Origin of the sequence: Paraburkholderia sp. MM5477-R1, assembly GCF_050436385.1 — a bacterium.
Lineage (GTDB): Bacteria > Pseudomonadota > Gammaproteobacteria > Burkholderiales > Burkholderiaceae > Paraburkholderia > Paraburkholderia tuberum.
On record NZ_JBNDMC010000006.1, the window covers coordinates 407,549 to 427,219 of the forward strand.

Annotated in this window: 22 protein-coding genes; 10 read left to right on the forward strand and 12 right to left on the reverse strand. The window is 61.3% G+C overall.

The genetic code is table 11. The features are described from left to right. Positions 1-10: 10 nt before the first annotated feature. The 3 genes from tssJ to OKW35_RS20195 all read left to right on the forward strand — a co-directional run bounded on the left by tssJ (position 11) and on the right by OKW35_RS20195 (position 1,863). Positions 11-532 carry a type VI secretion system lipoprotein TssJ gene (tssJ, locus tag OKW35_RS20185; RefSeq protein ID WP_184030273.1) on the forward strand — a complete coding sequence of 174 codons (522 nt, stop codon included), beginning with the start codon at positions 11-13 and terminating at the stop codon, positions 530-532. 62 nt (positions 533-594) lie between these two features. Continuing rightward, a complete protein-coding gene (locus OKW35_RS20190) occupies positions 595-1,614 on the forward strand; it encodes a zinc-ribbon domain-containing protein (protein ID WP_429552966.1) in 1,020 nt (339 codons plus the stop codon). Positions 1,615-1,722: 108 nt separating this feature from the next. Further along, a complete protein-coding gene (locus OKW35_RS20195; RefSeq protein ID WP_429552967.1) occupies positions 1,723-1,863 on the forward strand; it encodes a hypothetical protein in 141 nt (46 codons plus the stop codon). Positions 1,864-2,050: 187 nt separating this feature from the next. On the opposite strand, the gene OKW35_RS20200 is transcribed toward OKW35_RS20195, so the two are convergent. Beyond that, positions 2,051-2,599: an SDR family NAD(P)-dependent oxidoreductase gene (locus OKW35_RS20200; protein WP_429552968.1), complete on the reverse strand. Its 549-nt coding sequence runs from the start codon at positions 2,597-2,599 to the stop codon at positions 2,051-2,053. A gap of 200 nt (positions 2,600-2,799) precedes the next feature. On the opposite strand from OKW35_RS20200, the gene OKW35_RS20205 reads away from it, so the two are divergent. Both OKW35_RS20205 and OKW35_RS20210 read left to right on the forward strand, forming a co-directional pair. Further along, positions 2,800-3,387 carry a DUF4865 family protein gene (locus tag OKW35_RS20205; RefSeq protein ID WP_429552969.1) on the forward strand — a complete coding sequence of 196 codons (588 nt, stop codon included), beginning with the start codon at positions 2,800-2,802 and terminating at the stop codon, positions 3,385-3,387. A gap of 149 nt (positions 3,388-3,536) precedes the next feature. After that, a complete protein-coding gene (locus tag OKW35_RS20210; RefSeq protein WP_184057971.1) occupies positions 3,537-4,163 on the forward strand; it encodes a class I SAM-dependent methyltransferase in 627 nt (208 codons plus the stop codon). Between the two features lie 150 nt (positions 4,164-4,313). Here OKW35_RS20210 and OKW35_RS20215 read toward each other — a convergent pair whose 3' ends face one another. Next, the gene (locus OKW35_RS20215; RefSeq protein ID WP_429552970.1) at positions 4,314-5,309 is read right to left on the reverse strand and encodes a PDR/VanB family oxidoreductase; all 996 of its coding nucleotides are present in this window, start codon (positions 5,307-5,309) and stop codon (positions 4,314-4,316) included. 81 nt (positions 5,310-5,390) lie between these two features. Beyond that, complete coding sequence (locus OKW35_RS20220) at positions 5,391-6,932, reverse strand: Rieske 2Fe-2S domain-containing protein (RefSeq protein WP_090807834.1); 1,542 nt, start codon at positions 6,930-6,932, stop codon at positions 5,391-5,393. 227 nt (positions 6,933-7,159) lie between these two features. Here OKW35_RS20220 and OKW35_RS20225 point away from each other — a divergent pair, with 227 nt between their 5' ends. Further along, positions 7,160-7,846 carry a GntR family transcriptional regulator gene (locus tag OKW35_RS20225; RefSeq protein ID WP_090807832.1) on the forward strand — a complete coding sequence of 229 codons (687 nt, stop codon included), beginning with the start codon at positions 7,160-7,162 and terminating at the stop codon, positions 7,844-7,846. 48 nt (positions 7,847-7,894) lie between these two features. On the opposite strand, the gene OKW35_RS20230 is transcribed toward OKW35_RS20225, so the two are convergent. After that, positions 7,895-9,208: an MFS transporter gene (locus tag OKW35_RS20230; protein ID WP_429403999.1), complete on the reverse strand. Its 1,314-nt coding sequence runs from the start codon at positions 9,206-9,208 to the stop codon at positions 7,895-7,897. Between the two features lie 93 nt (positions 9,209-9,301). Next, the gene (locus OKW35_RS20235) at positions 9,302-10,144 is read right to left on the reverse strand and encodes a class II aldolase/adducin family protein (RefSeq protein WP_090807829.1); all 843 of its coding nucleotides are present in this window, start codon (positions 10,142-10,144) and stop codon (positions 9,302-9,304) included. Between the two features lie 142 nt (positions 10,145-10,286). Here OKW35_RS20235 and OKW35_RS20240 point away from each other — a divergent pair, with 142 nt between their 5' ends. Both OKW35_RS20240 and OKW35_RS20245 read left to right on the forward strand, forming a co-directional pair. After that, on the forward strand, positions 10,287-11,192 hold the full coding sequence (locus OKW35_RS20240; RefSeq protein ID WP_260321020.1) for a LysR substrate-binding domain-containing protein: 906 nt from the start codon (positions 10,287-10,289) through the stop codon (positions 11,190-11,192). Positions 11,193-11,542: 350 nt separating this feature from the next. Then, positions 11,543-13,624: an FUSC family protein gene (locus tag OKW35_RS20245; RefSeq protein WP_429552971.1), complete on the forward strand. Its 2,082-nt coding sequence runs from the start codon at positions 11,543-11,545 to the stop codon at positions 13,622-13,624. Between the two features lie 69 nt (positions 13,625-13,693). On the opposite strand, the gene OKW35_RS20250 is transcribed toward OKW35_RS20245, so the two are convergent. Next, entirely contained in the window at positions 13,694-14,038 is a 345-nt protein-coding gene (locus tag OKW35_RS20250) for a hypothetical protein (RefSeq protein ID WP_429552972.1), read from the reverse strand. Between the two features lie 57 nt (positions 14,039-14,095). Next, positions 14,096-14,692: a DJ-1/PfpI family protein gene (locus tag OKW35_RS20255; protein ID WP_429552973.1), complete on the reverse strand. Its 597-nt coding sequence runs from the start codon at positions 14,690-14,692 to the stop codon at positions 14,096-14,098. A 90-nt stretch (positions 14,693-14,782) separates the two neighbouring features. On the opposite strand from OKW35_RS20255, the gene OKW35_RS20260 reads away from it, so the two are divergent. Continuing rightward, positions 14,783-16,114 (forward strand): PLP-dependent aminotransferase family protein, encoded by a 1,332-nt coding sequence (locus OKW35_RS20260; RefSeq protein ID WP_429552974.1) that lies wholly within the window; start codon positions 14,783-14,785, stop codon positions 16,112-16,114. A gap of 391 nt (positions 16,115-16,505) precedes the next feature. Then, positions 16,506-16,991 carry a hypothetical protein gene (locus OKW35_RS20265; protein WP_429552975.1) on the forward strand — a complete coding sequence of 162 codons (486 nt, stop codon included), beginning with the start codon at positions 16,506-16,508 and terminating at the stop codon, positions 16,989-16,991. Between the two features lie 74 nt (positions 16,992-17,065). Here OKW35_RS20265 and OKW35_RS20270 read toward each other — a convergent pair whose 3' ends face one another. From OKW35_RS20270 to OKW35_RS20290, 5 genes are read right to left on the reverse strand one after another with little or no spacing between them, the layout of a single operon-like run. Next, positions 17,066-17,800 (reverse strand): immunity 52 family protein, encoded by a 735-nt coding sequence (locus tag OKW35_RS20270; RefSeq protein WP_429552976.1) that lies wholly within the window; start codon positions 17,798-17,800, stop codon positions 17,066-17,068. A 9-nt stretch (positions 17,801-17,809) separates the two neighbouring features. Further along, complete coding sequence (locus OKW35_RS20275; protein WP_184057984.1) at positions 17,810-18,430, reverse strand: restriction endonuclease fold toxin 5 domain-containing protein; 621 nt, start codon at positions 18,428-18,430, stop codon at positions 17,810-17,812. Next, the gene (locus OKW35_RS20280; protein ID WP_429552977.1) at positions 18,430-18,774 is read right to left on the reverse strand and encodes a hypothetical protein; all 345 of its coding nucleotides are present in this window, start codon (positions 18,772-18,774) and stop codon (positions 18,430-18,432) included. Before OKW35_RS20280 ends, OKW35_RS20275 begins: the two co-directional genes overlap by 1 nt. Continuing rightward, positions 18,761-19,264 carry a DUF4123 domain-containing protein gene (locus OKW35_RS20285; protein ID WP_184057988.1) on the reverse strand — a complete coding sequence of 168 codons (504 nt, stop codon included), beginning with the start codon at positions 19,262-19,264 and terminating at the stop codon, positions 18,761-18,763. The genes OKW35_RS20280 and OKW35_RS20285 overlap by 14 nt, the downstream gene beginning before the upstream one ends. Next, positions 19,264-19,623 (reverse strand): hypothetical protein, encoded by a 360-nt coding sequence (locus OKW35_RS20290; RefSeq protein ID WP_260321022.1) that lies wholly within the window; start codon positions 19,621-19,623, stop codon positions 19,264-19,266. The genes OKW35_RS20285 and OKW35_RS20290 overlap by 1 nt, the downstream gene beginning before the upstream one ends. Positions 19,624-19,671 lie beyond the last annotated feature (48 nt).

Here is a 19,671-nt window from a genome sequence, read left to right on the forward strand (position 1 = left end):
TGGAGAAATCATGCCTTTACGTTTAACCGTGGCCGCCCTCGCGTCAGGTCTGCTGCTTTCCGCATGCGGCGCCTGGCAGTCCGTATCTGATACGACTTCCAGCGCGTATCACTCGGTGTTTTTCAGGCAGGTCAAGGTGCTTGACGTCGACCTGACCGCGCGTGCCGAGTTGAATCCGGATGACGCAGGCCGTTCCACGTCACTCGCGGTCCGCGTCTATCAGCTCAAGGATCGAAAGCTGTTTGACGGCGTGTCCTACGACGATCTGCTGAAGAACGACAGGACCGTACTCGCGCAGGACCTTCAGGCCAGTATGGCAGCCGTCGTCAATCCTGGCGCGTCGGTCAGCCTGTCTCAGCCCATGCAGGCAGACACGAAGTACGTGGCGATCGTCGCGTTCTATCGCAATCCCGGCAATGGCGATGGCTGGAAATACGTGATCGTAAAGAAGAAGCTGTCTGCCGATGCCCCGCTGAAGCTCACGCTGATGGATCAGGAACTGGTCGCATCCGGTGATCGCCAGAAGGACTAGCCGGAATGACACGACGTCCGGGAGTGCCTGTGCTCAACGCGTTTGCATGACGGGGCGGCCCGATGAAGACGCTTCGCGAACTGCAGCAGGAACTCGACCAGCTGGATGTTGACATCCGGCTCGCCCGTGAACACGAAACCGGATCGGGAGGTCCGGCGAAGTCGACAGCCCGGCGGACCCGACCGATCGCGACGGCGGTATGGTCAGAGCGGGTACCCGCAGGCACGAGACAGCGCGTACAACGTGCACGGGACGGCTTGCCCGGACCGGGCGGAAGCAGCGCGCCCGACTATCGTGAGCGGGCCTTCGCCGCGATAAGCAAACTCGCGCGTGCGTGGGGTGGGCAATGCATGTCGGCCGCGTATGAGGGCTACAAGGTGCCGCTCGAGTTCGAGTGCGCAGCGGGACACCGGTTCCCGATGCTGATTCACATGCTGCGCATGGGTAGCTGGTGCCAGGCTTGCGCCTATGAGCGCGCAACGATTCACTCGCTCGAGGAGGCGCGTGCACTCGCGGCGGCAAAGGACGGCCAGTGCCTGTCGACCCAATACGAGAACATTAGGAAAAAACTGCGCTGGCGTTGTGCAGCCGGTCATACATGGCTCGCCAGCCTGGAGGGCGTGCTGGCGGGTGACTGGTGCCAGAGCTGCCATCACCAGAGTATCAAACCCCCGCAGGAAGCTCTTGAACGGGCTGCGGCCGAGCGGGGTGGACGGTGCCTGTCAGCATATGTCGACAAGGAAACGCCGCTGGAGTGGCAGTGCGCCGAAGGTCACATCTGGAAAGCACAGTGGTTCAGGGTGAAGAAAGGCCAGTGGTGCCACCGCTGCGCGGTGAAGGCCAGAACGCGCACGATCGAACAGATGCAGGAAGTGGCGAATTCGCGTGGCGGACGCTGCCTGTCGACGGTCTACCCGGGACCACACGGCAAGATCGACTGGGAGTGCGCCAAGGGTCACCTGTGGCGCGCCTCGGTCAACAGTGTCTGGCGAGGCAGCTGGTGCCCGGAATGCGCCTGGGAAAGCCGCCGTCTGGCGCGTAACCGCCGGCGGAGCAAGGGGTCCGTGCCGATCATGGTATGACGCGCCATGGGATGATACGCTGGCCGCGATCCTGTTCGCGTGGGGATTTCTACATGTTGCGCTCAAGCTGATTTTCGCGACCAACCCGCTTCACCATTGATTGCAATCATGCAACGACGAAAACTCATCGTCGCCGCGCTGGTTGTCGCCGCGTCGTCGCCGCTCGGCGGCTGTTCCCTGTTCGGCTGCGACGGCTCGGCAACCAGTGGCGGCGCCTTTGGCGGATGCCACGCCGGCACCCGCTTTTAGACTGACTCAGAGAAGACGAAACAACATACGGATACCCTCAGCTTTCGCGGCCACCAACGGCTGCGTTGAACAGCGAACATGACGCGCACGCATAAACGTAAGCACACGGAGCACAAGGACCACCGCGGCTCGACCGCGTGCAGTCCAACGCAAACGTTGATCCCCGAGTTCGACGCGACGCTACCGGTCACGCATGCTGCGGGCCGCGCGTACAGCGACGAGGACGATCCGTTGTTGACAACGTTCGTAACCGGAATCTGGGACGAGTTGTACTCGCGAGAGACGACGCCCGTGCCACCGTGCCCGGCCTGCAAGAGTGGCAACACGCGGGTGCAGAACCGGCCGAATCGCCATCATGCATTACCGTTTTTCCGGTGCCGCGCGTGCAAGCGGACCTACTCGCGCCTAACCGGGACGCCTCTCGCGCATCGGATCTTGCCCGCGCGCGATGCGGCCAAGGATCTATATGAAGCTTGCGCCTCCGTTGACGGGGATCGTTTGGCCCGTGATGAATGCGTTGCCGATAGTTGACCGCGACTGCTGCGCCGGCTGAGGCAAGCGCGATCGAAATGGCGCGTCCGATTCCGCGCGAGCCGCCGGTCACCAAGGCGACACGAACGTTTAAGTTGAGCGAATGAGCTGGCATCGTGGAACTCCTCGGTTGCGGGGGGCAGAACCGGTTGTGGCCTCGTCTGCGAGGCGTGGTGTCGCTGAGCGAGGCGTTGCCGGAAAGCATCCTGGTTTGCCCCCTCCAAAGCGTCTTCGCCGGAAAGTCGCCCTGCTGCTTTCATCGATCTTTCGGCCGTTCTGGCTTCAAAGAAGCCGTTGCAGCTAGACTGGGCCGAACGGCAGCTCAGGGTCAGCGACAATCGCGGGCGGCGGCACCCTCGCAATGGATGTCGCTCGCCTGGTTGTAGCAAAATCTGGAGCCCGATCATGTATGCGATGCATTATGAAATCACCTTGCCCGCCGACTACGATGTGCAGATCATCCGAAATCGCGTCGCGGACCGCGGGCACATGACCGACACGTTCGCTGGCCTTGGTCTCAAGGCTTACCTGATCCGCGAGCGCGACAAGGCAGGTGCGACGCTCAACCAGTATTCGCCGTTCTACTTGTGGAATGACACCGTTGGTATGAACCGTTTCCTGTGGGAAGGAGGCGGTTTCCAAGGCATCGTCGAATCGTTCGGACGGCCCGTCGTGCTGACATGGTCGGGCCTCCTGTGCCAGCGCGGACCGGCGTCCGGCGTATTGCCTTGCGCGGCGACGCGGGAGCGAGTGGTCGTTCCTCGCGAAGCCGATCTCGCGCAGGCCGCGCGAGATGCGGTCGCTGAAGTCGAGCGTATCGCAAGGCATAGTAGTGTGATCGCCAGCGCCTGTGCGATTGATCCGCGCTCCTGGGAGCGTGTCACCTTCACGGTTTGGGCCGACACACCAGAAGCAGTTGTCCCAGGCGAACGCTACGAAGTGCTGCACTTGTCGCGCCCAGGCTTCGATGAACTGGCGCCGTCAACAGAATAGATAGCGCCAGCAGCCTAACGTTTCGTCCAGTCGGCGACCGCATTCAATTGCCGTCAGGCAGTCCTCGGCCACGAACGGACGTTGGACGTCGCGGGCTAGATTGGCGACAATCGGGCAACTTTGCGAGAACGCGACATGTGGAGTCGGTGGTGTCCATCAACGTAAGCGGGACGGAAGGCTACGCTGAGAACGCTCAATCGCTCATCGAGCAATGGCAGGACATCTCATTTGAGAACAGCCACAGGCCCGTCATGCATCTCTTGCCGATGCCCCCGGCCCACATTCTTGACGTTGGCGCCGGTATCGGAACCGATGCAGCTGCGTTAGGAGCTATGGGGCATACAGTTATGGCCGTAGAACCAGTGGACGCGTTGCGCGTCGCAGGAATCGGGCTGCATTCGTCTTCCCGGATTGAATGGGTGGACGACAGTCTGCCGGATCTCATGTCTGTACGTTCGCGACGAAGAGAATTCGACTTGGTGATGCTCTCCGCCGTTTGGATGCATCTGGACGAAGACGAGCGTTGTCAGGCGATGTCGACCGTCAGCTCCTTGCTGCGGGAAGGTGCGATGGTGGTGATGTCTTTACGTCACGGTCCAGTCCCCGAAGGACGCCGAATGTTTGATGTTTCGGCAGCAGAGACCATTCGGTTAGCAAGCGCCCATAGCTTCAGGACTGTGCTAAATGTCCGGACCGAATCCACCCAACGAGGAAATCAGCGGATGGGTGTGACCTGGAGCCGGCTCGCCTTTGTCAAAGGTAGTGGGCGAGATTAGCTTCGATCCCTTCCATCGGCGGTGTCCGGCCATCATCAGCCTTTCGTCCGTGCGTGAGAAGAGACATACGAAGGTCGGCTTCATATCCGACTACGGCCCCTTGCGCTCGAGAGGCTACAGCTCCATCGCGAGTCTAATCGAACATCTCGGCTAAAGATCGAGCACCAGTACCTTGCTTCTCGCGCGCGATACGCAGGCCGTCAGGAATTCGGCCTTCTCGTCGTCGTTGAGAATGCAGTCGTTGTGCTCAACTTCCCCGGACAGATACCGCACCTTGCATGTCCCGCACAACCCCGCATGACACGATGTTTCGATTGTGACGCCCGCTTGTTCGAGTGCGTCCGCGATGCTCTGATCGTTCGCGACTTCGATCATCTGTCCCGTGCTCGCGATCTTCACGCTGAACGTGTCCGCCGCATCGTTCGCCGCGCTCGCGGGTTCGCTTCGCCCCGGCGCCTTGAAGTGCTCGAAGTGGACGGTGCCGGCGGGCCAGTGCGCGCTCGCATCCGCGCATGCCTGCATGAAACCAGCTGGACCGCAGTAATACACGTGCACGCCGTGCGACGGCTCGCTCAGCAAGCGGCGGATGTCGAGCCCCGCCTTCGGATCACCGCCGTCGAAGTGAAAGTGCACGCGGCCGTTCACGCGCATCGGCTCGAGTTCCCCGGAAAGCGCGGCACAGTCCGCATCTCTCGCGCAGTAGTGCATTTCGTATTCGATGCCGGCGTCTTCCAGCCAATGCGCCATCGACTTGAGCGGCGTCACACCGATGCCGCCCGCGATGAGGATCACCCTGTGCGCATCGTCGACGAGCTGAAATTGGTTGCGCGGACGGCTCACGCGCACGATGTCCTGCACATGCACGCGCTCGTGCAGCGCTCTCGATCCGCCACGGCCGCGCTCGTCGCGCAGCACGGCGATCACATAGCGATGGCGCTCGTTGGGTGCGTTGCACAGCGAATACGGGCGCACGAGGCCGTCGCCGAGATGGATGTCGATATGAGCGCCGGCAGTGAAGGCCGGCAACTCGGCGCCGGACGGATCGACCAGTTCGTAAGAGTTGATGCCTTTGCCTTCGAAACGAACCTGTCGCACGAGCAACTGGAGCGTGCTGCCGTCGGAGTTCGATGTCTGTTTGCTTGCCATTTTCCTGATCCCTCATATGTGCTGCCGAATCCCGATTCGCCGCACGAGGCGCGCAACGCGCCCCTTGCTTGTCGCGGCGCTTCAGTTCTTCATCGATTGTTCGAGTTCCTCGAACTTCTCGCGCACGAACACTGCGCGTTCATCCGCCTTTAGCCGCTCGCTCTCGTTGAGGATCGAGACGATCGTCTTCGTGACCTTGCGGCGCCGCGCGACTTCTTCTTCGACCGTGTCGCCTTCGGGAATCTCGAACACGTTGCCCGAGCAATAGCTGTTGGGTGCGCCCGCGTTCGCACGGAACCACTCGGCGAAGCTCTGCGCCGATGCCGCGGGATTCGTGCCGCGCAGCGCATCGCGTAGCAACTTGCGAAAGAGGAAGAGGCCGGCGTCGAACTTCGTCGGGTTCTCGAGCGCGTGCACGGCGATCGGTCGCTGGCTGATGATCGCTTCGTAGTCGCCGGGCGCGTATTGCGCGGCCTTGTAGTTCTCGCGCTCGCGATGATTCGGCGGAATGGGCGGCAGATCCTCGAGCTTGTATTCGCCGAAGCGCTCGGGGCGCCGCATCGCGACCTGTCCTTCGAGAAAGTCGATCGACTCATAGCCGACGAGTTCCTTCTTGCCGACGCCGCGCGTATCGATGCCCGGGCCCATCACGCGCCAGCCGATCATCTTGCTGTTCTCGTCGTCGACGGGAACGGTCCAGCGGATGATGTGAAAGCGGCTGAACAGCTTCTTCTTCGATCCGTCTTCCGACGTGTACGCATGCAGGCTCAGATTCGGCAGCACCTGATGTTGCACGCGCACGAAGAGCCGGTCCTTATCGACTCGACGCGCGCCCGCGCAGGCGAGGCTGCGGCCCTGCTGCACCGGCACGAAGTGCATGTCGGGCGCGACTTCCATTGATGCCGCGCCGACCTCGTCGAATGTCGTGCCCTGGTACTGCCCATTCACGACATTCTTGCCGGCATGCAGCGCGGTGGGGTGATAGTTGTCGGCGGCGTTGTCCTGCACCTGCAGCCAATTGCAATGCTGGAAGTTGCTGTACGGCACAAGCTCGTCGCCCGGCAACACCGTGAAGTCGCCTTCCCATTCGGGAAAGGGCGGCTCGGCATCGGGCGGTCCCATGTACGCGAACACGAGGCCGTTGCGCTCGACCGCCTTGTACGCACCCTGCTGGATCGAGCACGCGAATTTCTCGGCTTCCTTCTCTTCGCCCTTCGGAAACGGCACATGCAGGCATGTGCCGTCCACGTCGAACACCATGCCGTGATAGCAGCACCGGATGCCGCGCTCCTGGATCGCGCCGTATTCGAGCGACGCGCCGCGGTGCACGCAATGCGCATGCAGCACGCCCACGCGCCCGCTGCCATCGCGAAACGCCACCAGTTCCTCGCCGAGGATCTTGAGATAACGCGGTGTGTCCGTCAGTTCGATCGACATGCACACGGGATGCCAGAACGCGCGCATGAACTCGCCCATCGGTGTGCCGGGGCCGGTCTCGGTGAGCTCGGGATCGTGGCCAGGCACCTTGCTTGTGTAGTAACCGCCGTACGGAATCAGCTTTTTCGACACGACATTGCCGCCGCTCGTCTTCTGTCCTTCCAGCTTGTCTTCCTTGATCGTCATCGCAAATCCTATTTTGAGGTGGTGGAGTTGTCAGTCGCCGGCACTTTGAACGCCGAACTCGATATTCAGAACACCGTACTCTGTATCCAAAGATTAGTCGCGTGATACGGCGATGTCTCTATGGGTAAACGCGGAGATTCACCTTTTCGCTTCAGCGCCGGACATTGACGCTCCCGCGGTGCGGTTATACCCTTGCCGTATTCTGTATCCATAAACGAGCTTTGATCATGGCGACGAAACTGCTCAAGCTTCAGGCGCGCACCGACTACGTGGACGAGGTCTACAAGGTGCTGCTCGATGCCATTAGCTCTGGGACGCTCGCGCCCGGGACGCGCATCACGCAGGAAGAAATCGCCGAGCAACTTGCGGTGTCGCGCTCGCCGGTGTTGCAGGCGCTGCGCTTGCTCAAGAAGGACGGACTGGTGCAGGACGCGCCCGGTCGGGGTTTGCTCGTGACTCCGCTCGACGCGGCCTGGATCAGCCATCTCTATGAAATCCGCGGCGCGCTCGACTCGCTCGCCGCGCGTCTTGCCGCCGGTCGCGGCGCGAAGCTGGACAAGGCATTGATCACGAACGGCCGCCGCGCGTCGAAGGCCGACGACGTGAAGGCGATGATCGATGCCGACATGGCGTTCCACGCCGCGATCTATGCCGCGTCGGGCAATCCGCTCATCGTGGAGACCGCGCAGATGCACTGGGTCCATCTGCGACGGGTGATGGGCGCGGTGCTGCAGTCGTCGGGGCAGCGCCAGGCGATCTGGGACGAGCACGCAGCCATCGCCGCGGCCATCGCCGATGGCGACCCGCAGCGCGCGACGGAACTGACCGATCTTCATACGACTCGGGCGCGGCAGAATCTCGTCGAGCGGCTCGGGCAGGTGCTGAGCGATCGGCAGGAAGAAAAAGTGAGCTGATGCGATGATCCCGCGATCGCGGGATCTTTGCGTGGAGCGGGACTTCGCTCAAGCCCGCTTGCGCCGGCCGTTCACGAGTGCGGCCGGCACGGTGAAGACGAGCACGCTGCCGATGATCAGGCTCGCCGCCAGCCCAAGTACGCCGTTGCCGGTCGATCCCGTGCCTGTCTGAATCAGCCCGATCACGTAAGGGCTCACGACACCCGATACGCTGCCGACCGAATTCGCCAGCGCAAGCCCCGCCGCCGCAGCGGCGCCGCCCAGGATAGCGGGCGGCAACACCCAGAACTGCGAAATTGTCGTCATCACGCCCATCGTGCCGATCGTGAGGGCGATCATCGCGATTGGCGTCGAATGGGCGAACGCGACGCTCGTGCACAGTCCGGCCGCTCCGACCACCCCGGGCAACGCAAGATGCCAGCGCCGCTCGCCGCGGGCGTCCGAGCTCTGACCGACGAGCAGCATGGAGACGGCCGCCGCCGCGTAAGGGATCGCGGAAAGCAGGCCGATATTGAGCGGATCGGCCACGCCGCTCGCCTTGACGAGCGTGGGCAGCCAGAAGCTCACGCCGTACAGGCCCATCGTGAAGAAGAAGTAGATCGCACTCAGGAGCAGCACCTTCGGGTGCATCAGGCCGTCCTTCACCGAATGCAGCGCGTGAGCCGGCTCTTCGTCCTTCAGACCGGCTTCGAGCATGGCTTTCTGCGAGTCTGTGAGCCACTTCGCATCGGCGAGCTTGTCGTCGAGATAGAAGAACGCGACCAGCCCGAGGATCGCGGTCGGAATGCCTTCTATCAGGAACAGCCATTGCCAGCCCGCCAGCCCGTGCGATGCATTCATATGATTCATGATCCAGCCTGACAGCGGCCCGCCGACGACTCCCGACATCGGAATGCCCGTCAAGAAGAGCGCGGTGACCTTGCTGCGGCGCGAGGCCGGGAACCAGTACGTGAGGTAGAGCAGGATCGCGGGGATAAAGCCCGCTTCGGCGACGCCCAGCAGGAAGCGCATGATGTAGAAGCTCATCGGCGTTCTGACGAACATCATGCTCGCCGAGACGATGCCCCAGGTGATCATGATGCGGGCGATCCAGCGGCGCGCGCCGACGCGCAGCAGGATCAGGTTACTGGGCACTTCGAAGAGAAGATAGCCCACGAAGAAGACGCCGGCGCCCGCGCCATAGACCGCGTCGCTGAACTTGAGCGCTTGCAGCATCTGCAGCTTCGCGAAGCTCACGTTGATTCGGTCGAGATACGCGCATAGATAGCACAGGAACAGAAACGGCAAGAGCCGCCATGTCACCTTCGCATAGGTGGACGACTCTCTGCCCTGGTAATATGCAACCGGACTGGGGGAACTCATTGTGGTGTCTCCTGGTGTTCAGGTTGCGGCGCAACGCTGCGTTTTTTAGCGCTCGTCTCGCGTTGTCGCCGTGCTCGGACTGCTTCTACGGAATCAGTCGAACATGTCCGGCTGCGTGGCGACGAGGTCGTCCCAGATCGCCTGAAAGTGCAGCCAGCCGATGTAGTCGCTGCCGACGTGCTCGCGGCTGTAGCGCGCGCGTTCGGGGGTGACGAGCTTGGGTGCGATGCCGGTCGACTCGACCAGCAGTTGCTGCTGGCAGCACCGTTCGAGCGCGATGAACCAGAACGCCGCCGATTCGATGCTGTGCCGGCTTGCCGTCAGAAGCCCGTGATTCTGGTGGATCGCGGCCTTCACGTCCCTGAACGCGTTCGCGACCTTGTGACCCGCCTTCACCTCGACGGCTACTTGTCCTGCCTCGTCGCCGATCACGACGTGATCCTCGTAGAACGCCGCGGCGTCCTGCGTGATCGGCTCGAGTTGCCTGCCGAGCGACGCGAACGCGGTGCCGTAGACCGTATGCGCATGGCACATCGCGACGATGTCCTGGTGCATCTCGTGCACGGCCGCATGCAGCACGAAGCCCGCGCGGTTGATTGCATGGCGCCCCTCGACGACGTGCCCTTGATGGTCCGCGCAGATCAGGTTCGAGACCTTCACTTGCGAGAAGTGGATGGCCATCGGATTGGTCCAGTAAAGGCCGGGATTCTCGGGATCGCGCACGGTCAGATGTCCGGCGAAGCCGTAGTCGAATCCTTGCTGGGCGAACGCGCGACAGGCGCCGACCAGCCGTTCCTTCACATGCTGCCGCTGCGCGGCGGGATTCGAAAATGACGGAAGCTCCGGAAAGATGAGTCCTTCCTGTTCCGGCTGATAGATCGAAACCTTGCCGTCCTTGATCAGCGCCTGCGGCCGCGTTTCCATCACTGCTGCCATGGGTCGACTCCTTTTTGAAGTGAGGTTTGAACCGGTCGAAGCGGATTGCTTCGATGGGTCCTATGGTCGCGGTCGCTGCCGTCATTGACAAACGATGGCTGTTCATACAAAGATGAACCACATTCATGTTTCGGTGAAAGACATGAGACGAATTCCCAATTTCGTGCTGCTGCGCGCCTTCGAAGCGGCCGCGCGGCTGGAGAGCTTCACGCTGGCGGCCGAGGAACTGCATCTGACGCAGTCCGCGATCAGTCATCAGGTCAAGGAGCTCGAAGAATATTTCGGCCGGCCGCTGTTTCATCGGCGCAATCGGCGGGTGGAAGCGACATCGGAAGGACGGCGCCTTTATGAGAGCCTCGGACGCGTTTTCGATGTGATCGAGGCGGCATGCAGCGAGGTCGCGCTCGCGCCCGATGCGCAAGTGCTCGCGGTGCACAGCGCGCCGAGCTTCGCGGCCAAGTGGCTCGGTCCGCGCCTGCCTGAATTCACGCAGGCGCATCCGGGCGTGACGATCCGTCTGTCGTCCGGTCCCGAGCCGATCGACCTCACCCGGGTGCATGAAGTCGATGTCGCCATCTCATACGCGGTCGCACACGAGCGCGCGGGCATCGTGACACGCGCGCTCGGCGCAGAACGCATCGTGCCGATGTGTTCGCCTGCGCTCGTGCGAAGCGGCGTTGCCATCGAGAAGCAGATCGGGGAAATGACGCTGATCGATTCCCAGCTCAGCCGCGTGACGTGGTCCGACTGGTTCGCGCTCAACGGACTCCCGTTCCCGTCGCGGGCGCGGCCCTCGTTCGATCGCGGGGCGCTCGCGATCTCCGCCGCTGTCGATGGCATGGGCGTCGCGCTCGAAACCACGCGTCTCGCCGAGCGCGAGTTGTCGCGCGGCGAACTGGTTGAGCTGGGCGCGGATGTCTTCGAGCCGGTCTCCCGCGAGACGCATTTTCTGTCGTATCGCGTGAACGAGCGCAACACGGAGAAGGTGAAGTGCTTCTGCGACTGGTTGTGCGAGGAGGTGGGACTCGATGCTGTGGGCATCGGTTAATGCTGAGATCGAGTCTCCTTCTCCGGCTTCTTTAGAGAGGTCCGCGATCGCATATTCGATGAACATACGCGCGGCGATCCTCGTAGCCCGCCGCAGTGGAAGACTGCGTGGATTCTAAATGGGCTAGCCGCCCGGCCGCCCAAAGCTGATTGCGTGTACGTCTCCTCCGCATTGGCGGATTCAACCGGTCGATGCAACACAATGAACGTCGCATGAGCGGCGGGAGTGTTGCAAATGAAACAGAGGCACCAGTCGCATACGCGAAAAGCAGACGTTCACAGCGCGGAGTGGGCGGCTATCTCAGCGCGCTGGCAGCGTCAATCCGGGGGGGGGGGGGGGGCGCCCATTTCATGGGCCTTGTCCTCCAGCAATCAACGTTCGTGAGCAGCAAAGGTGCGATGACAATAATAGGAAAGCTCGTATCCCTGGTAAGCCGTCGGACCTTGCGGGCTGAAGGTCATGTCTTCGCCATAACGCCCGAGCGCATCGGGATTGCGGAAGGGATACACGCTGCGCTTGCGATGGCGCCGATGCTCTGTGCCGCGGCGATTCTCGGTCGTTCGGATATCGCTTTCGGAGCCGTCGCGGCGTTCTGGAACTGTCTCTGCGATCCGCAAGGGTCCAGGTCACAGCGCCTGAAGGCGATGGCCATCTTCACGGCCATGGGTGTTGTCGTCATGCCGCTGGCGTCCTATGCCGCGCATTGGGGCTATGCCGTCAGCATTGTCACCCTGTTTGTCCTGGTCTTCCTTTGTGGACTGACACGCTCCTACAAGCCCTCGCTCGGGCCTATGCCGGCGCAGGCGGGGTTGGTTGCCTCGCTCGCGGTCGTGATCGGAATTGCGTCGCCCGAGCCGCTTGCCGTTGCACTCGCTCATGGTGGCTATTTTCTGCTCGGGTCAGCCTGGACCATGCTGTTTTGCATCTTCCTCTGGCCCGTCCCGTTCCCACAGTCCGCGGGCTTCACGCTCGCGACGATCTTCGGCAGGCTCGAGGACATGGCCGGTTTTTTGGAGTCGCTGGATTCGCGGCCTGGAATGGATGTGCAGGGCTGGACCGAGTTCGATACCGTTCATCGTCGCGGGGTGCGCATGTCGATCGAGCGCGGCAGGGCATTGGCGGCGCATGATGTTCGCAACGGCCCTGATCTCGGGCCGGGCGTCGATGCCGCGGGCAGGGTGTTTTCCACGCTGATCGCAATCGGTCATGCCCGACGCAACGCAGCGATTGCCGACGACGATGGATCGCGGCAATTGCTCCAGGGCCTGCGACAGTTGCTGCAAAGCGTGGCCGCGCAGGCACAGCAAGAACTGCCCATTGCCGATACGCTGATAGCGCAAGCACACGCATTGTTGCGGCAGACGGCTGAACGGAGGGGCCAAACGGCAAGCGCCGTTGCCTTTGCGGCAAGGGCCATCGCTCGGCTCGCGGACGGGCGACACGCGCTCGCAATGGACCCCGAGACGCCCGCGCCTGCCGCCGCTCGCGCGGTCAAGATTGAAAGGCTGGTCTGGGACCATGCGCTGAGGGTGGCTGTCGCATCGGTGCTCGCTTTCATGATCGGCACATCGCTGAGTGTCACGTTTGCATACTGGGGGGTGATCGCTGCAATCGTCGTGACCCAACCGGTTTCCGCCAATACATGGTTGCGCGTGCTGGAGCGTGCATGCGGCAGCCTCATCGGCGCAACGATCGCCGCTGTTCTTCTGACGAGTCTGTCCGGTCCGGTTGCGGTGACATTGGCAATCTTGCCGCTTGCCGCGGTGACCGTCGCATTGAGGTTGGTCAACTACGGTCTGTTCGTTGTCTTCCTGACGCCGATGTTCATGCTGATGTCGGACTTCATCCATCCGGCGGAGGGATTGATTGTCGCTCGTCTTACCAATGAATTCGTCGGTGCCTGCGTAGGCGTGGCGGCGAGCTTTCTTCTCTGGCCGCAGAAGGAGAGTAACGCGCTGAATGCCGTGATCTCAGCCGCGATTTCGGCCAACATGGCATTCGCGTCCGCCGCGCTTCGGATGGCTGGAGGATCGACCGCCACCCTCGATCGCCTCCAACGCAAAGCCGGTCTGGCCAGCTCACGGCTTGAAGTTGCGAGAGAACGTATGCTCCTGGAGGGCCAGCGGCGATCTGCGCGGCTCGAACCACTGCGGAACCTGACCGTCGCGGTGCGGGTGGTTTGCGGCGCCGCCGCGGTAATAGAAGTCCTTCGGAGCGGGGAACCGGAAGCACATGACCGGGAAAGGGCCAATCGCTACGATGAGATGACCGCCACACTGCTGGCAGCCCTGACGTCGAGGGAAGCGATGCCACTGAATCAGTCTTTTGAAACGCCGGCAGATGACCTCGAACAGGCGATCCAGCATCTCGTGACCGCATTTGATAGTTACGTGGGAACCGTAGTTCGTCGACCCGTTTCTGTCGCTCGGTGACGATCGCCATGAAGGGGAACGACGCTAACACTCCGCTCGTTTTGGCCCCGACATAAGCTGCAAAAAGCGTCACACCGACCACGAGCCCTGCGATGAGCAACAAAGAAACAGGCCGGTATGCGGCAGCGCACTCCATTGCAGAACGGTCGCTACGACAGAAAATATCGCGAAGCCCCCCGCGAGAGCCGTCGGCCATCCCAAGATCGCCAGCCTGCAATAGGCAATGCAAAAGGCCGCCTGCGCAGCAAAGGCGGGTCCATGCTCCAGTGCGGGAAACACTGAGATCGGCCCCGACGTGAGCGGCATTCCCACCAGCAAACCGCCGATCGCATCACCCCAGCGACGACCGGCAAGGCTTGCGGTCAATAGCAACAGCGGCGTAACGAGGAGCTTGAAAACAAGAACGATGACCACCGACTGGACTCCAGCAATGTCGGCTTTGAAGGACGTGCGAAGCGCCTCTGTTTTGCGTCAGATGAATGGCGCGATGTTCGCCATCGCCCGCGTCACGTAGATCTCCCTCTCGCCTACTGGGGCGACATGCTGCATCGCGGCGCGCGCAGCCTCGACGCCCTCCAGACGCGCGATCACCCACACGGCCAGATACTGCGACGCCAGGCACCCGCCTGCCGTCGCGACATTCCCCTTCGCCACGAACGGCTGATTGAGCACCGGCACGTCCGCCTCTTCGACCCACGGTTTGGTAGTCAGATCCGTGCAGGCCGGAACGCCATCCAGCAGGCCCAGTTTCGCGAGTATCAGCGTGCCCGAGCATTGCGCGCCCAGCAGTTGGCGCGTCGGATCGAGCCGCAACTGCGACATCAGCGCGGCATCGGCGGCCACTCCACGTGTCTGTATTCCACTGCCGACCAGCACCGCGTCGGCCTCGCAAGCGTCCTTCAGCGACGCTTGCGCCTCCAGGACCACTCCGTTCATCGAACGGATCTTCGCCGCTGGGCTGGCAATCGATACCTGCCAGCCCGGCTTTCTGACCCGGTTAAGGATATTCAGCGCGATTAGCGAGTCCAGTTCGTTGAAGCCTTCAAAGGTCAGAATGGTGATGTGCATGACGTCCTCGGGCAGATGGAGAGGTTGTGCAAGATCATGGTAGGGCCGATAATCAATACAATCAAATTATTGTCATGGATACATTGAGCCATGCCTGGGGCCCGTTACAAGCAATTGGTTGACCGCTTTGCGGCTGACATCCGCGACGGCCGCCTTCCCCCCGGGACGCGTCTGCCCACGCACCGCGAGCTGGCTGCTCGCGAGGGCCTGGCGCTGGTCACCGCGACGCGTGTCTATGCCGAGCTTCATACGATGGGTCTGGTGAGCGGCGAAGCTGGCCGTGGCACATTCGTCAAGGAACCACTTCCTCGCGGCCAAGGCGTTGACTTGCACGCCTGGAGCGCCATTACGATCGACCTGAGCTTCAACTATCCCTCTGCACCGGGTCAGACAGACCTCCTTCGGGTAGCGCTGCGCCAGCTCGCGGCGGCCGGCGACCTCGAGTCGCTGCTTCGATACCAGCCGCACGGTGGCCGCGAGCACGAGCGCGCTACTGCGGCACGCCACCTGGCGAACCGAGGTCTGGCAGCAACAGCCGGAACGACGTTGCTCGTGAGCGGCGCGCAACACGGACTGACGACGGCCGCTATGGCGCTGCTCGAACCCGGCGACGTGGTTGCCGTGGACGCGCTGACTTACCCGGGATTCAAGCTGGCCGCCGAGGCCGTTCGACTGGAACTCGTGCCGATCCCAGCCGCGGGGCGCGGCCCCGATCTGGACGCGTTGACGGCCCTATGCAAGCGACGACGCGTACGCGCCGTGTACGCAATGCCGACGCTGCACAACCCTCTTGGCTGGGTAATGAGCGCGCGGCGGCGCCGCGAGCTTGTCGGTATCGCTCGACAGCATGGACTGATCCTCATCGAGGACGGGGCCTACGCATACCTCGCAGAAGATGCTCCGCCGCCGTTGGCATCGATTGCTCCGGAGACGACGATCTATGTCTCGAGCTTGTCGAAGAGTGTCGCGACAGGTCTGCGCGTCGGTTTCGTCTGCGCACCACGCGAATGGATTCCCAGGCTTGAACGGGTAATCCGGGCCACGACGTGGAACACTCCCGCAACCATGACGGCAATCGCCTGCAACTGGATAAACGACGGCACGGTGGCCCGGCTCGAAGACGAGAAGCGGCGGGATGCGAAGACGCGCCAAATCCTTGCCGCCGAAGCGCTCGGCAAGCTTAAGACGATGAGCCATCCAGCGTCGTACTTCATCTGGATCCCCCTGACGCAGGAAGTCCGCGCCGACGCGATTGCGATGGCGCTGATGCGTGAGCGCATTTCAGTGTCGACGGCCCTGCCGTTCGCGACATCGACGCATGTACCTCACGCCATCCGCCTCGCGATTGGGTCCGTCGATCTGGCCACGCTGCGCCGGTCGCTGGAAACAGTGGCCCGGGTTATTACCGAACAGACCTACTGACCGGCAAGCGCGAGGGCGCGGTCTGTCCACCAGGATTGTCCGGCCAGGACCTGTCGTCTCACTACGACGTACTTTCTGTTGCGATGCAATCGTAGAACACGCCGCGACATACCCTTTCCCGACGACATCGCACGAAACGACCCTCGACATGGAATGCGTCGCTTTCGAGTTGCCAGCACAAGCATAAGACCGCTTCGTTCCTGCACAAACCGGTGCAAAACGGAAGGGAGAAATGTGCTGACTGGTGCGCAGCGCCCGCGCACGTCCGCAGCCACCCTGGATGGATAGCATCGCGTTGTAAAGCGTCGAGGTCCCATCCCCGGACTGCGACGTGTGTGGTAGTGCCCGCACCTTCGTGTGCGGATTTTTTTTGCCTTTTGGAGGTAGGGAAATGAGGCCTGGTGCAAATGTCTCCTATGTGCGTGAGTACCTCGGATGGACGCGAACCGAGTTCACGTATCGTTTCGCGCCCGCCACGTTCGACCATAACAACAGGAAGCGCTGCTACGACAATCTTCGTTCGCTCGAAGTGCGAAAGCAGCATTCGTCAGAATTGCTTGCGTGGATGGAACCCGTGCTGAGAATCAGCGCCGCCGTGTTGCAGACCGACGATCTGAACCAACTCACGCATGATGCGATGTCATCGTTGCGTGCCCGGTATGTCGGCCCGCCGATGGATGCGCTTACGGTGGTGGTGAACCGGTGCTGTGATGGTGTCGAGCCGACGCCTGATGAATACCGGGCCGCTATGGAACAGGCGGATAAAGCCGGCAACCGCGAAGAGGTGTTGCAGTTGCTGGAGAAAATCGCAACAGAACGGCGCAAGTGGCATCGTGGTGGATCGCCCCTGAGGCCCAATCGCTGGAATCAGGCGTAACGGCAAAAGGCCCGCGCAGTAGCGGGTCTCTTCGCAGAAAAAGGCCCCGCCGAAGCGGGGATAGCGAGCCGAACTCAGAGATCAACGAAACGCGGCAACAGGTCCTGATCGGCGAGGCGGATTTCGATATCGTTAGCCGCCTTGACGTGCTCCCGGTTGTTCACATCAAAGACTTCATCCGTCACGCTGACGATGATCGTGCCTTGCTGCTTGCCATCGCGCATGACAGGGATTAAGTCGCGCGCTTCCGGCACCTGGGCCGGCGCGAGAGCGTGCGGTAGGTAGAGCATCCAGCTTACGCCTAAGCGGTCATCAAAGACCTGTTGATCCTGATAAGCGCGCGGCCCGAACGTCACATACAGCGAGCGATAAAGCTCAGCCACTTTGGCTACAACTTCGGCCACGGATTTGTAATTGCCTAGCCGCGAAAGACCATTCGCTTTCTCATCCAGAGACAATTCGATGTTATTGGAAATAACTCCCGTGTCGATCATTAAGGACATGATGGCGGTCGCGCCGTCAGTTTGTCTTCCGTTCCATATGCCTATGACTTTCGGTCGATCAATTTTTTTCCCATGTCCATACTCTGCCTTCAAAACATCTATAGCAGCCTTCGACGCTGCTCCATTGGCGAAGACCTCATATTGAAGTGCATCTTGTTGCGTGTCTCCTGCGAGATACCAGTTCCCACCCAAGGTTTCGTCCTTGGTTGCAATAAAGTCGACAATGGCTTTAATGCGTTGAAGATGAAATTCGAATGCGCCTTTTGGTCCGGCAGCTTGATCCCGATGTTGTTCAAGTAAATTCACGATAATCACTCACGGTTGATGGACCGAAGGCACGCCAAACTGGCGAAGTGTGTTCATCATGTAAGCTCGCGTTTGCGGTGTCTCAAAGTACCACATTAATCTGCTCGGCCGATTGGCGCGAACAGCTTCTCCTTGAGTTGCTATTTGCTCCTGCATTTTTGTGAATCCTTTAAATGGAAATTTCAATTCCTTATTTTCTTTGAAAAATTGATCGTAATTTCCCTTGGCTTCCTGCAAGAGACATTGGGAATGCTGAAACCCATCAAAGTCTATGTCAAGCCAGTCCCATTCCATATTCCAGCCTTCGGCGGTCTCACGGCCTTTTCCGTCCGTTGTTATCGCATACTCGAAGCCGGTAATGCGCGCCTGGTAGCGTCGCGGCTCAGGGTTCATGCTGTGGTTCTTTCGCACCAGTGCGCCTTTCTCCGGGGGGCACTTGCACGGCCTTTCGCGTTCGCGGCTCCGGTCACGCGGCAGTTCGTCCCATCCGCCGTCTGCACCCGCGCCAGTGCCGCTGCTGCCTGCGGGACCAGCAGACGGTGCGGCGGTGGGGACCGGAACAGGCATAGGCATTGCCTGCGTCATTGCGTTTGCTGCGCGTGCGAGCGTCGCCGGGAATGGAATACCCATCACCGTTTCTCCTTCATTTCCTGTTGCCTTTTACCCGTTGCCTGCATCAACATTTCGAATCGCTGTTCACCCGGAACGCCTGATTTGTACAGCCATGCTATGACCGCCGGAACGCTGTAAAACTCCGGCGTCGTTGCTTCCACATACAGGAAATCGACTATCGGCACGTCATGCGTGAAGCGGAGTAACTTTGTTCGCGCGAAGGCCGCATTAAGCCGGTCGCGCAAAGTCGGATCATTGGCCAGCGCGGGATAATCGCGCACGATATGACCACGGATAAAGTCCACATAGTTACGGTTTTCATAGGCTTTCAGAAGCGCCCATTGCCCTTCAGTAAATTCCATTGTCGTTGATGGTGAGCCGTTGTCGTTCGTTGAGGTAGTGCCACGCGTCGGCAGCCCTGAAAAGCTCGCGCTCGGTCTTGCCGTGGCATACCGCATTGAGCGCATGCAGCACCCTGGGGTCCCAGAAGCGCAGCAGGGCGGCTCGTCCTTTCGGTATGCCGGTATTCAGGTGCGGGCGCAGCTTTGCGGCCTGCCTCTCCAGGCTTTCTGAGGTAATCAGCCAGATCACGCCAGGGCGGGCCTGTTCGAGTTCGCCCAGGTCCGCAAGATGGTCGCGCGCCGTCTTCGGATCAACCAGCCACGGCCCCGCGTGTGCGAGTGCCATGTCGTTCGTGCCCGCGAACAGCGAAACCGTCATGTGGTCTTCGGGCGTGAGTTGCTGGCCGGTATGCTGCTGGTACTGGATACCGTCCACTAGCGCCAGCACGTGGCCGCTGTAGTGCCGTTCCCCATACTGTCGAAGCTGTTCATTGACAGAGGCGGGAATCATCAGCGCTCCAGGGTCATCGCGCCTTGCCCGGCAGCGTGAATCATGCATTCGAGACAGATGGACGACTGCGGAAGCACCGGCCAGGGCGTTGCGCCGTAGCGCGATAACGGGCCTTTTTTCTGCACGGTATTAGGGGAGCGTCCGCGACAATCGCACGCCCACGCGTAACCCAGGGCTTCGGCCATCTCGTAACCAGTTGCATACGACTTCAGCGTGTCGAACGGAAACCATTCGCCGGTTTCGGCATTCAGCGCCATTGCCGACGGCATTGGCGGGAAGTTCGAGTAGATTGAATAGGTGATACGGCAAAGGTCGCACTCTTCCTTGCCCATGGCTTCATCCTGTTTCTGTTGCTCCATCTGACCTCTGCTGTTTTTCCAGAACACACCCGACGAATTAACCATCCA